Genomic DNA, 14,868 nt, shown 5'->3' on the forward strand with positions numbered 1-14,868 from the left:
AATACTGAATACTGAATACTGAATAATGTTTTTTAAAACAACGTTCTATCCGCAGGTTTGCTTTTATCCCATTTAAGATCTGATAAGACAGAAGATTTTACACCAATAAAAAAGGTATAAGATGAATTTGTACCAAAAGGAACCCAATTAAAATTAAATTGCCAGCTATCTAAATCTCTCGTGAAATTGAATCTAGAAAACGTAAAAGCACCTCCTTTAACATCGTAACCAGAAGAATAGCCCATTTTCCATTTTGGAGAGAGTTCTAAATTACCACTAAACATAATACTGTGTACACCAATACTACCGCCGTCAATACCATTATTTGTATAATTAGTAGAGTAGGCTAAATTGATAGACCAAGGGATGTCAGCTTTATATAGCTGGGTTTCTTTCTTTTTATCTGTTTCTTCTGTATTACCAGCGTTGTTTCTATTATCTCTACCAGTAGGATTAATATCTGCACCAATAACATCTACATTATTGTCTCCTCCGTTACCGCTTTGTTTAGATTTGTCCTTTTTGTCTTTATCAAAATCGGTACTAGATATAGAGTAATTTGCCGTTAAATTAGCATTTGTTAATCTTAATATATTTGCATTAAACTCGTTAATTCTTACACCGTCGCTATTTACTTTATAAGGATCCATAGAACCACTTAAATTAACAGATAACTTATCATTAAACAAACGTGTACCTGCAGAAAAACTAACTGGAGACCATCGTAAACTATCTGCGGCAATATTATAAGAACTACTAAAATTTAAATTATTTAAAATCGTTATTTTTTCATCTTCCTCATCGCTATCTGGGTCTTTGGGAGCCATTTTTGCTTCTAAAACGTTGTTTAAAGAAATACCGATAGAATTACTTAATCCAGAAGACGGAGCACCATAAATACCTTGGTCATAAACAGTGTAGTCTAATAAGTCTGTAGCGTCTGCACTTTGTTGTACTTGTTTTATGTATTTATCTTTAAAATCTGGTCTGTAAGAATAAGAAACAGAAGGTCTAAAAGTATGACGAATGGTCTTTAATCTTCCTTTCTTAAAATTAAAAGTACCATAAATATTTGTAGATAAACTAACTCCTGCATTGTACTCTCTATAGCTTTTAAAACCTCTAAGAGTATCAGTTACCACAACATTATCGGTAACATCATAATCTTTTTGAATATAATCAAACTGCCAAGTTTCTTCATAATTAGCACTTGGAGATAATGTAAAATATTTAAAGGCTTTTATGTTAGTACTGGTTCCTGTTTTATGTTGCATTCCAGATCTTGCTGTTTCAAACATTTTTGGTGTAAAAAACTCATCATCTGTAGTGTTAATTAAATACTGACCTTGCATGGTGTAATTAAACCCCATTTTTTGAATAGGAGTTTTTTGTATACCATTTTTTCCTGCAAATGGGTATATCCTATTCATATTTACCGTTAATGAGGGTAAAGTCATTGTTATAGCTTCTGTATTTGTATTTTGTTGATGACTAGCGGTAAGGTTCATGTTAAAAGGAGTGCCAACAAATGTTTTGCTATAATTTATAGAAGAGTTAAATGTATTTGTTAATGTCTCTGCTATATTATATTGATTTTGAGATTCTCTAAAAAACTTACTACTACCTAAGTTTACAGAGGCAGAAAAACTAGAATTAGGACTCGCCTTAGCATCTTGACTGTGAGACCATCTAATGTTAAAGTTGTTAGATTTACTATAATCATCAAAACCTCTAATTCCACTTATATTGTTTTCGAAATTTAAACTAAAAGAACCATTAAAACGGTACCGCTTTCTATAGTTAGACGATATTATTGAACCCCAACTTCCGTTAGAATACACATCACCTAAAACCGTTAAATCCATATAGTCACTAATAGCAAAGTAATAACCACCGTTCTGAAAACCAATACCTCTATCACTACTACCAGTATCAAAAGACGGAATTAAAAACCCCGAAACACTTGTTTCTGTTATTGGAAAATAGGCAAAAGGTAAAAATATAGGTGTAGGTATGTCTGCTAAAACTAAATTACTAGTTCCTACAATAATCTTTTTTCCAGGCACTAATTTAGCTTTGTCAGTTGCTATGTAATAATCCGGATTCTTCTTCTCTGAAGTCGTAAAACGAATGTTTCTTATATAAATAGTTGAGTCATTTATACGTTTGGTTTTTTCTCCATACGTAAACATTTCTCCTTGTTTTGTTTTTAATCCGTAGATTAAAGCTCTTTCAGTTTTAAAATTATAGATAATAGAATCTTGTTCAGATTCCTGACTTCCTTGTTTAAATATAGGACGTTGCACATAGCCTGTACTATCTATAATTCCTTTTGCAAAAAGAGTGTTTTTCTTATAATCAACAACAATTAAACCTGCTTTTAAATCAATATCTGTATACGTGATGTTTGCTTCGTTATAAAGAGTAACCGTTTGGTCTTTTGCGTTTTGTATGGTGTAGTCTGTAGCAACATGCACAATAATGTCTTCTATAGTCTCTTTAGGTTTTATAGAGTCTAAAGAAATAGAATCTGTGTTTTTTAATGCCAAAGAATCTCTCTTACTTTTAAATAGAGAATCTTTCTCAACATTAGTAATTGCTGTTTTTTCTTCAGATTTTAGTTCTTGAGAAAAGCCTATTTCTATAAAAAATATGCCGCAAAATAAAAGAATGTATGATAGGTTTGTTTGCAAGGCTTTAAATGCTATTTTTGTATAAAGGTTAAAAGTATGGCTCAATATTTGAAACACCAAATTTACGAAGCCAAAATTAGTTAAATTTTATTGATGCAAATTAAAGAAAATCACAAAATTAATATCAAAGTTAAAAATCTTCTATTTTTTCTCTTTGTGTTCTCATTTTTAATGAACCCATCATTAGTCTTTGGGCAAAAAGAATATGTAGTTGTTATTGATGCAGGCCATGGTGGTAAAGACCCTGGTAACATGGGTAACGGTTATAAAGAGAAGAATATAGCGTTAAAAGTTGCGTTAATTGTCGGTAAAAAATTATCTAAAACGAGTGATATAAAAGTTGTTTATACCAGAGATGATGATGTTTTTATAGATTTATGGAAAAGAGGAGAAATAGCAAATCATGCAAAAGCAGACTTATTTCTGTCTATTCATTGCGACTCTCATACCTCTAATGCATACGGTGCTGGTACTTTTGTTTTAGGGTTAAGAGGTAATAAAAAGAACCTAGAAATTGCCAAAAGGGAAAATGCTGCCATTTTTTATGAAGATAATTATGAAGAGAAGTATAAAGGATTTGATTCTAATTCAGCAGAATCTGTAATCGGATTATCGCTTTTACAGGAAGAAAACTTAGATAGAAGTTTAGCAATTGCGAGTTTAATTCAACATAGTTTTACCTCTAAACTAAAAAGACACGATAGAAAGGTAAAGCAAGATAATTTTCAGGTTTTAAGAGAAACAATTATGCCAAGTGTTTTGGTGGAATTAGGTTTTTTAACCAATAAAACAGAAGGTAGATATCTAAACTCTAAAAAAGGTCAAGAACAAATGGGAACTGCCATTACAGCGGCTGTTTTAAATTATATAGGTAATTTAAAACTAAACACTGTAAATAATAATGTGTCAGAAAGCAAAGTAGTAGGTAATGTAGAATACAAAGTGCAAGTTGCCTCAGGAAAAAATAAAATAGAAACAAAAGCATATAATTTTAAAGGTTTAAAAGATGTAGAAAGAGTTCCTGTGGGGAGTTTTTATAAATATTATTTTGGAAATACTTCTAACTATAGTAGTGTAAAACAATCTTTAAGGGTGGCAAAATCTAAAGGATATACATCTGCTTTTATTGTTGCTTTTAAGAATGGAGAAAAGATCTCTGTACAAGAAGCGCTTAAAATACAATAGATTTGATGGTTTCAACCAAAAATTATTAGTAGTTTTGTTATTAAACTTTTATGGATGTCTAAAGAATTAAAAACAGGAATTGTAGCTATTGTTATTATATTCATATTTATATGGGGATATAATTTTTTAAAAGGTCAAAACTTGTTTGATGGAAGTACCCGTTACTTCAAAGTAGAATACACCAATATTGGTGGTTTAACGGAGTCTAGCTCAGTAACTATTAATGGATTAAAAGTAGGTAAGGTTATAGATATTGCTTTTAATAAGTCAAATGATAAAAAAGGGCAATTAGTAGTTAATTTCGCTATTGAAAAAGATTTTGATTTCTCTAAAAAGAGTATTGTAAAAATATATTCTCCAAGCCCTTTAGGTGGTTCTAACTTAGCAATAATACCTAATTATGAAGGAGAAATGGCTGTTTCTGGAGATTATCTTAAAGGTGAAATTGAATCTAGTTTATTTACTTCTATTGGTGAGCGTTTAGATCCTATACAGGCAAAGTTAGAGACAGTAATGGTAAGAGCTGATTCATTGTTTAAAAATGTAAACAATATTTTAGATACAAACACACAGAATAGTCTAAAAAATTCGGTTTCTAGCTTAGAAGCTACTTTAAATGAAGTAAATAAGATGATGTCTTCTGTAAACGGAATGATAGATGCTACTTCTTCAGATTTAAAAGCAAGTGTAAAAAACACAAAAACAATTACAGAAAATTTTGCAAAAGTTTCAGATACGTTAGCAAATGCAGATATTGGCAGGATTGTGAAAAAAGCAGAACATACGCTTACTTCTGTTAATACAATATTAGAAGGTATCAATTCTGGTAAAGGTACTATTGGTAAATTAATTACTGATGAAGCGATGTACACAAATTTAGAAAACGCTTCTAAAGAACTAGAAGAATTGCTTAGAGAAATGAAGTTGAACCCTAAGCGATTTGTACACTTTTCATTATTTGGTAAAAAAGCAAAGCCTTATACACCTACTGAAGACGACGAATTAGACAACGAAGAAAACAACTAATTTCACATAAACCCTTTACGAATATGCAATACTTACCAAACATAATCTTTGCTTTAGCATTAGCTTTAGGACTTAGTTTTTTTGTGATGAATATTCGCAAATTATTTAGAAATATAAAATTAGGAAAAGAGGTTAATCGTACGGATAAAAAGCCTGAGCGTTTAAAAAATATGATGATGATTGCTCTTGGGCAATCTAAAATGGTAAAAAGACCTTTTTCAGGAGCGCTTCACATTATTGTGTATGTTGGTTTTATCATTATAAATATAGAAGTTTTAGAAATTATTATTGATGGGTTATTTGGAACTCACAGAGTTTTTCAAGGGCTTTTAGGTAATGGTATATATGGATTTTTAATTGGTGTTTTCGAAGTATTAGCAGTCTTAGTTTTTGTAGCTGTTATTGTTTTTTGGTTACGTAGAAATATATCTAATATTAAACGTTTCTTAAGTAAGGAAATGAAAGGTTGGCCTAAAAATGATGGAAATTATATCCTTTATTTTGAAATGGTGTTAATGACATTGTTTTTGGTTATGAATGCTACAGACGCTAGTTTTCAGCAAGCAGGAGTAGGGAATACAATCAGTCAGTTTATAGCACCGTTATTTGATGGTTTTTCTCCAGAAGGTTTACATACAATAGAAAGAACTGCATGGTGGATTCATATTTTAGGAATTTTAGTTTTCTTAAACTACTTATATTACTCAAAACATTTACACATCTTATTAGCGTTTCCAAACACCTATTTTGCAAATTTAAACCCAAAAGGGCAGTTTACCAATTTAGATTCTGTTACTACAGAAGTAAAATTAATGATGGATCCAGATGCAGATCCTTATGCAGCTCCAGCTGAAGGAGCGGAAGAAGCAATTCCAGAAAAATTTGGAGCATCTGACGTTGCAGATTTAAACTGGGTACAATTATTAAACGCATACACCTGTACGGAGTGTGGTAGATGTACATCATCTTGTCCTGCAAACCTTACCGGAAAAGAATTATCACCAAGAAAAATCATGATGGATACTCGTGATCGTTTAGAAGAAGTTGGTAGAAATATCGATGCTAATAAAGGTGTTTTTGTTGATGATGGTAAACAATTATTAAACGATTATATTTCTCCAGAAGAACTTTGGGCGTGTACAAGTTGTAATGCTTGTGTAGAAGAATGTCCTGTAAACATAGATCCTCTTTCTATAATTATGGATATGAGAAGATATTTAGTAATGGAAGAAAGTGCAGCGCCACAAGAGTTAAATATGATGATGACAAACATCGAAAATAATGGAGCTCCTTGGCAATATAATCAACAAGACAGGTTAAACTGGGCTAACGAAGAGTAAAATAATTTTTCAATTAACAATTATCAATTATGAATTGTATTAATTCATAATTTAAAATTTATAATTTATGATGGTACCAACAATGGCAGATATGATGGCTCAAGGAAAGCAACCAGAAGTGTTGTTTTGGGTTGGCGCAGCAGGAAGTTATGATGATAGAGCAAAAAAAATATCGAGAGCATTTGTAAAAATATTACATCAGGCTAAGGTAGATTTTGCTGTTTTAGGAACGGAAGAATCCTCTACTGGAGATGCCGCAAAAAGAGCAGGAAATGAGTTCTTGTTTCAAATGCAAGCAATGATGAATATTGAAGTGCTAAATGGTTACGAAGTGAAAAAGATTGTTACTTGCGATCCGCATTCATTTAATACTTTAAAAAATGAATATCCTTCTTTAGGAGGAAAATATGAGGTTTTTCATCACACACAATTCATACAAGACTTAATAGCAGAAGGTCGTTTAAAAATTGATGATACTACTTTAAAAGGTAAAAGAGTAACGTTTCACGATCCTTGTTATTTGGGTAGAGCCAATGATGTTTATGAGTCTCCTAGGGAACTTATAAAAAGGTTAGGTGTCAATTTAACAGAAATGAAACGCAATAAATCCACCGCTTTATGTTGTGGAGCAGGAGGAGCGCAAATGTTTAAAGATGCAGAAAAAGGGGATAAGGAGATTAATGTTTTAAGAACAGAAGATGCTTTAGAAACCAAGCCAAATATTATAGCAACTGGTTGCCCTTATTGTAATACCATGATGACAGACGGAATTAAATTTAAAGAAAAAGAAGCAGAAGTTGTTGTTAAAGATATTGCTGAGTTAATTGCCGAAGCTAATAATTTGTAGATAAAAACATTAAAATAATTTAAATGTTTGAAAACGAATTGGTTTCTAATTTACCAAATATTACCGAGATAGCCTTTAAACCGATTCATAAGAATTATTTAAAAGTCATTTTATTTAATGTATTATTAATTTTTACTGCTGCCTTATTAGGGATTTACTTAGCAAGTTATTATAATTTTCTTGAAGGAATTAGTCCTTATGTTTACCTTATCTATATCGCCTTTATAATTGTTTTTATTTTCACAGTACTTTTACTTTACTTCGGATTTAAAAAAAGGAAATACGCGGTTAGACAAAAAGATATTTCTTATAAAAGTGGTCTGTTCTACAAAAAAATAACAACAGTACCGTTTTCTAGAGTTCAGCATATAGAAGTAGATGAAAGTCCTTTTTCTAGGTTTTTTAAATTGGCTTCCTTAAGTGTTTTTACGGCAGGAGATAGTAGTGATGATTTAGAAATAAAAGGTATTACCAAAAAAGAAGCTATAGAAATAAAAGAATTTATCAGTCAAAAAATCAATGAATAACACGTTTGATTTTAGCCAATTTTCTAAGCAATCTAAAAAAGGAATACTTGTAATTTATCTTAAGTTACTGTATAAAGTATTAAAATCTTTTTGGGTTTTGCTGTTCTTATTTATTCAGAAGTTTTCTGAGCTTAACGAGAGTATATTTTTCTATATCTACTTAGGACTCGGGTTTTTGTTCTTATTTTTTCTGATTAGAGCTTTTTTGATTTATGAAAACTTTCAGTTTAAGGTTCAAAATAATCACTTTATCTTAAAGCAAGGAATTTTAAACAAGACAAGTACTTCCATTTCTTTTGATCGAATTCAGAACATAAATTTTAAGCAAAATATTATTCAGCAAATTATTAATGTTCATGAAGTTAATATAGAAACTGCTGGGTCTAATAAAACAGAAATTTCTATAAAGGCATTATCTTTTCAAAAAGCAAAAGCACTTAAAAGTGAACTTTCATCTTATAATTCAAACATACTTAAAGAGGAAAGTGTTGCAGAAAAGCCTTTTTTAAAAATAAGTTTATTAGAATTGCTAAAGGTTAGTTTAACAGAAAACCACCTACAAAGTTTACTTATTTTTCTAGCATTATTATTAGGACTTTATCAGCAGTTAGAGCAATTATTTAACGGTATTGGAAAAGATTATTTATTAAATGAATACATAGAGAAGAGTGGTAGTTCGTTTCATAAAAGCGTATTTGTATTTATTGTGCTCTTTATTTTACTGGTTTTTATAGCTATTTTAAGTTCTTTTATCAGAGTGTTTTTATTTCATTTTAATTTAACTGTTTTTATAAAAGACCAGAATTTTGAAATCTATCAAGGATTGCTTACCAAGAAATCTATTATTTTAAAAAAGGATAAAATTCAAAGTATTACTGTTTCTACAAATCCAATAAAAAAGATTCTAGGCATTTTCTTTATCACATTTAAACAAGCTGTTAGTGGCAAGGTAAGTGGAAAAAGAAAAGATAAGTTAATACGAATTGTTGGTTGTAAGACAGCTCAGGTTAGTAAGGTTAAAGAACTGCTTTTCAATTTTTCTGAAGTAGATCATTTAGAAAAAAAGCAGGTGCATGTTTATTTAAAAAAGAGAATGTATTTTTTGTCTTTTATACTTTTGTTGATATTAAACGGGGCTCTTTATCTTACTTTTTTGGACAGATTGGTTTTCTTAGGGAATGTTTTATTGGTTCCTTTATTTATCCTTTTTGTCAGTTTAATTTTCAATAAAAGATTTTATAAAATAAGCGATGATGTTTTGCTAGTTGGTTCTGGATTTTTTGACACTCATTTAACATATTTACCGTTTTTTAAGGTGCAAAATATTAAAATGATGCAAACTTTTTTTCAAGAAAGAAATAAGGTTGTAGATTTGGTCTTTCAAACCGCTTCTGGAGAAATTAAACTTCCTTGTATAGAAAAAAGCGAGGCGATAAAAATTTACAATTATACTTTATTTAAAGTGGAAAGTAGTACAGATTTATGGATGTAAAAAGTTACGTAAAAGCAGCACGATTAAGAACCTTACCTTTATCGGTTTCAGGAATTATTGTTGGAAGTTTTTTAGGGAGTGATCAATTAAATAATCAGATTTCAATTTTAGAATCGCCTATTTTTTGGTTGGCAGTTTTAACCACTATCGGTTTTCAAGTATTGTCTAATTTTGCAAACGATTATGGAGACGGAATTAAAGGATCCGATAAAAATAGAACAGGAGAAGCACGTATGGTTTCATCAGGAGCAATTACTCCGAAACAAATGAAATCTGCCATGATAATTACAACAATCATTACGTTGATAATTGCATTATTGTTAATTTATGTTTCTTTCGGAAAAGAAAATTTCGGGTATTCAATACTGTTTTTAGGTTTAGGAATTGCTTCTATTGCAGCAGCTATAAAATATACAGTTGGTAATTCAGCCTATGGATATAGTGGTTTTGGAGATGTTTTTGTTTTTCTATTCTTTGGATTACTAAGTGTTATAGGTAGTTATTTCTTATTTACAAAACAGATAGATTTTACTGTTTTTCTACCCGCAATATCTGTTGGGTTGCTAAGCACAGCGGTTCTAAATCTAAATAATTTACGAGATAGGGAAGAGGATCAAAAAAATAATAAAAATACGTTAGTGGTAAAGTTAGGAATATTAAAAGCAAAAAAATACCATTATGGATTGATTTTTGGTGCTTTAATTACTGCTTGTGTCTATACTTTTTTAGATTTTAAAACTGTTTATCAACTCATTTTCTTAATGGCTTTTGTGCCATTACTTAAAAACGTAAAAACGGTTGCAAACAACACGGTACCTTCGGAATTAGATAGTGAATTAAAGAAAGTAGCATTGAGTACTTTTTTATTTGCAATCCTTTTTGGAATTGGACAAATATTGTAAATTAGAATTCAATTATAATTGTAAGATATGAAGATTAAATATTTAGGGCATTCTTGTTTTTCTATAGAAATTAATAAAGTAACTATTTTAATAGATCCGTTTATTTCGGGTAATGCATTGGCTTCTCATATAGATATTTCTAGTTTGAAAGCAGATTTTATCTTATTAACCCATGCGCATCAAGACCATGTTTTAGATGTAGAAGTAATCGCAGAAAGAACAAAGGCAGTTATTGTTTCTAACTATGAAATAGCCATGTACTATGGATCAAAAGATTTAGAAGTAACAGCATTAAACCATGGAGGAACTTTTAAAACGGAGCACTTTTCTGCGAAGTATGTAAATGCAATTCATACCTCTTCTTTTGCAGATGGCACGTATGGCGGTGAGCCAGGTGGTTTTGTTATTTCATCTAAAGATAAAAACGTATATGTTGCAGGAGATACGGCTGTTACCATGGATATGAAACTAATTCCTTTAACAACAAAACTTGATGCGGCTATTTTTCCTATTGGAGATACGTTTACAATGGGAGTTGAAGACGCAATTATTGCAAGTGATTTAGTGGAATGCACTAAAGTAATAGGCTGTCATTTTGATACTTTTCCTCCAATTGAAATAGATGTAAATGATGCCAAAATTAAATTCTCATCAAAAAATAAAGAATTAGTTATATTAGAAATAGGAGGAAATATAAATTTATAAAATGAAAACAATAAAAGTAATATTAATAATCATCTCTACCTTTATAGTGATTTTTTTACTAACAGGTTTAATTGTAAAAGAAACAACGTATACCGCAGAAGTGTCTATAGATAAGTCTGTAGAGGAGGTTTTTACAGCTTTTAATAATTCAGAGGATGTAAATAACTGGATTCCAGAAGTACAGTCTTTTGAGGTTGTTAATGAAAATCCTGGAAAAATAGGAAGCATCTATAAAATTGTTCTTTTAAACCAAGGGCAAGAAATAACAATGACGGAAAAAGTGCTAGCGTACGTACCCAATGAAAAAGTAACCTTGTTTTTTAATGCACAGGGTATGCTTAAAAAAGACGATTATATATTTACAGAAAAAGATGGAGTTACTACGGTTACTTTAAATGCAAGTTGCCAAAGTGATACTTTTTTAATGGCTTGTATTTTTCCATATTTTAAAGGAACATTCATGGAGCAAGATCAATCTTATTTAGATAATTTTAAAGCTTTTGTAGAAGATAAAAAAGAAGATTAATTCTTTTTCTTTCGTTGATAAGACCGTTAAAAATATTTTATTGACTGTGGTAAAGCACAAAAAAGTCGGTATTCATATAAATATTTTATAAAAAATAAATTCTTTTGATACACGCTACTCACAAAAAATATACGCTCAATTTTAAAAATCCAAGTGGTACTTCACGAGGAATTTTAAGAACCAAAGAAACGTGGTTTATTATTTTAGAAGAAAAAGGTAAAACAGGCATTGGAGAAACCGGTTTGTTTAGAGGTTTAAGTATAGATGATGTAGTTAATTATGAAGAAAAACTAATTTGGGCTTGTAGGAACATTAACAAAGGTTTGTCTTTTCTACTTAATGAGCTACGTGAGTTTCCGTCTATACAATTCGGACTAGAACAGGCTTTTTTATCGCTTAAAAGCGAAGATCAGTTTACATTGTTTCCATCAGAATTTACAAAAGGAAATGAAGCTATTGCCATAAATGGACTTATCTGGATGGGAGAAAAAGCGTTTATGAAAAAGCAAATCAAAGAAAAATTAGAAACTGGTTTTTCTTGCATCAAAATGAAAATTGGTGCTATTGATTTTGAAGCTGAAATAGCATTGCTAAAATCCATTCGAAAAGAATTTTCATCTGAAGAAATAGAATTAAGAGTAGATGCTAATGGTGCTTTTAATCCTAAAAATGCATTAGAAAAATTAAAGCGTTTATCAGAATTAGAAATTCATTCTATAGAACAACCCCTCAAACAAGGGCAAGTGCAAGAAATGGCTGCTTTATGTGCCAACACGCCTTTACCAATTGCATTGGATGAAGAGCTGATAGGTATATTTTCATCCGAAGACAAAAAACAAGTATTACAAACAATTCAACCTCAGTTTATCATTTTAAAACCGAGTTTAATTGGCGGTTTTGCGGGGAGTTTAAAATGGATTAAATGTGCAGAAGCAATAAATACTGATTGGTGGATAACTTCTGCATTAGAAAGTAATATTGGGTTAAATGCTATTGCACAATTTACACATACCTTAAAAAGTAATTTACCACAAGGCTTAGGTACTGGTGGCTTGTTTACAAATAATTTTACGAGTCCGTTAGAAGTTAAAAATGGAGCTTTGCATTATAATCAAACTCAAAATTGGGATTTTAATTTATAAATATGAATTTTATACAACAAGCATATAAAGGAAACAATGAATGGTTTCATTGGGTATTAACTATTATAGTCGTTTTTGTTGGCTGGCAAGTTATTGGTGTGTTGCCTTTAACAGCTTTAGCTATTATGCATTCTGCAAATTTTTCTGAATTTATTGCCGCTGGAGAAAATAACTTTATGACATTAGACATCGATAAAAATCTCTTCCTTTTTTTTATGATTCTAATGTTCTTTTTTGGCTTAGTCAGTCTTTTAATAGCAATTAAGTATATTCATAAAAGACCTTTAACATCGTTGGTTACCAGTAGGAAATCGATAGATTGGAAACGTTTTTGGTTTGGCTTTATTACATGGGGAATCGTTTCTGCCGTTGTAATTATGAGTGGTATTTTTCTATCACCAGAAAGTTATGAGTGGAATTTTAAACCGATCCCTTTCTTTACTTTAATAGCAGTTTCTTTTCTGTTTTTACCTTTTCAAACTAGTTTTGAAGAGTTGTTGTTTAGAGGATACTTTATGCAAGGTTTGGGAATTTTAGCTAAAAATAGATGGGTGCCTTTATTTATAACTTCAGTTTGCTTTGGGTTATTACATGGTGCAAATCCAGAGGTAGAGAAATTAGGCTATATTTCTATGGTTTTTTATATTGGTACGGGATTCTTTTACGGAATTACCACTTTAATGGACGAAGGGACAGAGTTGGCAATTGGCTTACACGCTATAAATAATATTGTAGCTGCATTTTTTGTAACTACAAATTGGACGGTTTTTCAAACGGATGCCTTGTATGTAGATACCTCAGAACCTTCTGTAGGATGGGAAATGTTTTTTCCTGTGTTGGTTTTATATCCAATTCTATTATTTATTTTTTCTAAGAAATATGGATGGAAAAATTGGAAAGAAAAATTAACGGGCAAGATTACTGAGCCGGTTAATTTAAAAGAAAATTATAGAATTTTAGAAGATTGAAAATAGATAAGTTTCATAGTAGCTTTCAATTAAATGGTGTTTCATTTGCTTCTGTAGATGAAATTCTAACCTATGCATCTCGTTTTACTGATGAAATATATCCGTTTTTAGAAACTTGGTTTTCATACGATGATTTTATCACAGTTAAAACTTCTGGTTCTACAGGTGTTCCAAAAAACATAAAATTACATAAAAAGCAGATGATCAATTCTGCTTTGGCCACTGGTAGTTTTTTCGATTTAAAAGAAAACACAACAGCATTATTATGTTTGCCTACAGAATACATTGCGGGTAAAATGATGTTGGTACGGGCGTTAACTTTAGGCTGGCATTTAGATATGGTAGCTCCATCTTCTTATCCACTACGTGGGATAACAAAACAGTATGATTTTTCTGCAATGGTTCCGTTACAGTTAGAGAATTCTATCAATTCCTTACATCAAGTTAAGAAATTAATTGTTGGTGGAGGCGTAGTTTCTAATCAATTACAAGATAAAATTCAGAGTTCTACTTGTAGTATTTTTGCTACTTACGGAATGACGGAAACCATTACTCATATTGCCGTTAAAAGGTTGAATAATTTTACTTCATTGCAGAATAGTAATAGTAATGAATCTTCACAAAAGGACTTTTATGAAACATTACCAAATGTAGAAATCTATAAAGATGTTAGAAACTGTCTGGTAATTAAAGCACCAAAGGTTTCCAATGAAGTGATTTTTACAAATGATAGCATTCATTTAGTTGCTGATGATCGATTTGAATGGTTAGGGCGTTTAGATAATGTAATAAACTCTGGAGGAGTAAAATTGCATCCAGAAAAAATAGAAGAGAAATTATCAAAAATAATTAGCAACCGTTTTTTTGTAGCGGGTATCACAGATGATAAGCTAGGGCAGAAGCTTGTTTTAATGATTGAACAACCATTTGCCTCACTAGAGGCAGAAGTTGCTTTAAAATTAAAAATAAAGCAATTAAAATCACTTACTAAATTCGAGATTCCGAAAGAAATTTATTTTGTTGCTAATTTTATAGATACCGAAACAAATAAAATTCAACGTACCAAGACCTTAGAGTTATTACAATAAGAAGTTAGGATTATACATTCATTTTCAATATTTCAATATTTTATAATATTATATCCGAAAGAGAAACTTTCTCTCTGAAATAATAAAAGGACAAATTCTATACATTTAAGATTCATATAATAGTGCTCTAAATTTCTTCACTATTTAATAATATTATATTATTCTTATCATTATTTTAAATTTACCATAATTAATAACTAAATGTAACAGTTATCTTGAAAAATGTTTAAATTTTTTATATATTTGTATTTATTCTGACGATAATACATAATAATTAAATTGGGGGATTGAATTTATTATATTCTAAGAATAACCTAAGGTCGTAATTTTTTAATTACGGCTTTTTGTTTTTTCATTCCTAATGTTCTTTACCAGATTTACCTTTTAAATGGAGAGATATTATCCTTTTTAAATTCCTAATTAAGGT

General features: G+C 30.3%; 13 protein-coding genes. 12 read left to right on the forward strand and 1 reads right to left on the reverse strand.

Translation table 11 applies throughout. The annotated features are described in order from the left end of the window. Nucleotides 1–32 precede the first annotated feature (32 nt). Complete coding sequence (locus GQS57_RS00865; RefSeq protein WP_205860164.1) at nucleotides 33–2,693, reverse strand: putative LPS assembly protein LptD; 2,661 nt, start codon at nucleotides 2,691–2,693, stop codon at nucleotides 33–35. Nucleotides 2,694–2,864: 171 nt separating this feature from the next. Here GQS57_RS00865 and GQS57_RS00870 point away from each other — a divergent pair, with 171 nt between their 5' ends. The 12 genes from GQS57_RS00870 (at nucleotide 2,865) to GQS57_RS00925 (ending at nucleotide 14,441) form a co-directional block, all read left to right on the forward strand. Next, nucleotides 2,865–3,878, forward strand: coding sequence for an N-acetylmuramoyl-L-alanine amidase (locus GQS57_RS00870; protein ID WP_240915408.1), 1,014 nt, complete (start codon nucleotides 2,865–2,867; stop codon nucleotides 3,876–3,878). 54 nt (nucleotides 3,879–3,932) lie between these two features. Beyond that, nucleotides 3,933–4,904, forward strand: a complete 972-nt coding sequence (locus GQS57_RS00875; RefSeq protein ID WP_165730306.1) for an MlaD family protein — start codon at nucleotides 3,933–3,935, stop codon at nucleotides 4,902–4,904. A 23-nt stretch (nucleotides 4,905–4,927) separates the two neighbouring features. Continuing rightward, nucleotides 4,928–6,244, forward strand: coding sequence for a (Fe-S)-binding protein (locus GQS57_RS00880; protein WP_165730308.1), 1,317 nt, complete (start codon nucleotides 4,928–4,930; stop codon nucleotides 6,242–6,244). Nucleotides 6,245–6,311: 67 nt separating this feature from the next. Continuing rightward, nucleotides 6,312–7,091 carry a (Fe-S)-binding protein gene (locus GQS57_RS00885; protein WP_165730310.1) on the forward strand — a complete coding sequence of 260 codons (780 nt, stop codon included), beginning with the start codon at nucleotides 6,312–6,314 and terminating at the stop codon, nucleotides 7,089–7,091. Nucleotides 7,092–7,114: 23 nt separating this feature from the next. Then, a complete protein-coding gene (locus GQS57_RS00890) occupies nucleotides 7,115–7,618 on the forward strand; it encodes a PH domain-containing protein (RefSeq protein WP_205860165.1) in 504 nt (167 codons plus the stop codon). Then, nucleotides 7,611–9,110: a PH domain-containing protein gene (locus GQS57_RS00895; protein ID WP_165730312.1), complete on the forward strand. Its 1,500-nt coding sequence runs from the start codon at nucleotides 7,611–7,613 to the stop codon at nucleotides 9,108–9,110. Before GQS57_RS00890 ends, GQS57_RS00895 begins: the two co-directional genes overlap by 8 nt. Further along, nucleotides 9,101–10,012: a 1,4-dihydroxy-2-naphthoate octaprenyltransferase gene (gene menA / locus GQS57_RS00900; protein WP_165730314.1), complete on the forward strand. Its 912-nt coding sequence runs from the start codon at nucleotides 9,101–9,103 to the stop codon at nucleotides 10,010–10,012. The genes GQS57_RS00895 and menA overlap by 10 nt, the downstream gene beginning before the upstream one ends. Nucleotides 10,013–10,039: 27 nt before the next feature. Then, entirely contained in the window at nucleotides 10,040–10,717 is a 678-nt protein-coding gene (locus GQS57_RS00905) for a metal-dependent hydrolase (protein WP_165730317.1), read from the forward strand. A 1-nt stretch (nucleotide 10,718) separates the two neighbouring features. Continuing rightward, nucleotides 10,719–11,243, forward strand: coding sequence for an SRPBCC family protein (locus GQS57_RS00910; protein ID WP_165730319.1), 525 nt, complete (start codon nucleotides 10,719–10,721; stop codon nucleotides 11,241–11,243). Nucleotides 11,244–11,347: 104 nt separating this feature from the next. Then, complete coding sequence (locus tag GQS57_RS00915) at nucleotides 11,348–12,385, forward strand: o-succinylbenzoate synthase (protein ID WP_165730321.1); 1,038 nt, start codon at nucleotides 11,348–11,350, stop codon at nucleotides 12,383–12,385. Nucleotides 12,386–12,387: 2 nt separating this feature from the next. After that, nucleotides 12,388–13,353, forward strand: coding sequence for a CPBP family intramembrane glutamic endopeptidase (locus GQS57_RS00920; protein ID WP_165730323.1), 966 nt, complete (start codon nucleotides 12,388–12,390; stop codon nucleotides 13,351–13,353). Then, the gene (locus tag GQS57_RS00925; protein WP_165730325.1) at nucleotides 13,350–14,441 is read left to right on the forward strand and encodes an AMP-binding protein; all 1,092 of its coding nucleotides are present in this window, start codon (nucleotides 13,350–13,352) and stop codon (nucleotides 14,439–14,441) included. Before GQS57_RS00920 ends, GQS57_RS00925 begins: the two co-directional genes overlap by 4 nt. The last annotated feature ends 427 nt before the right edge of the window (nucleotides 14,442–14,868 follow it).

Origin of the sequence: Polaribacter sp. 20A6 (assembly GCF_011378915.1) — a bacterium.
Classification (GTDB): Bacteria; Bacteroidota; Bacteroidia; order Flavobacteriales; family Flavobacteriaceae; genus Polaribacter; species Polaribacter sejongensis.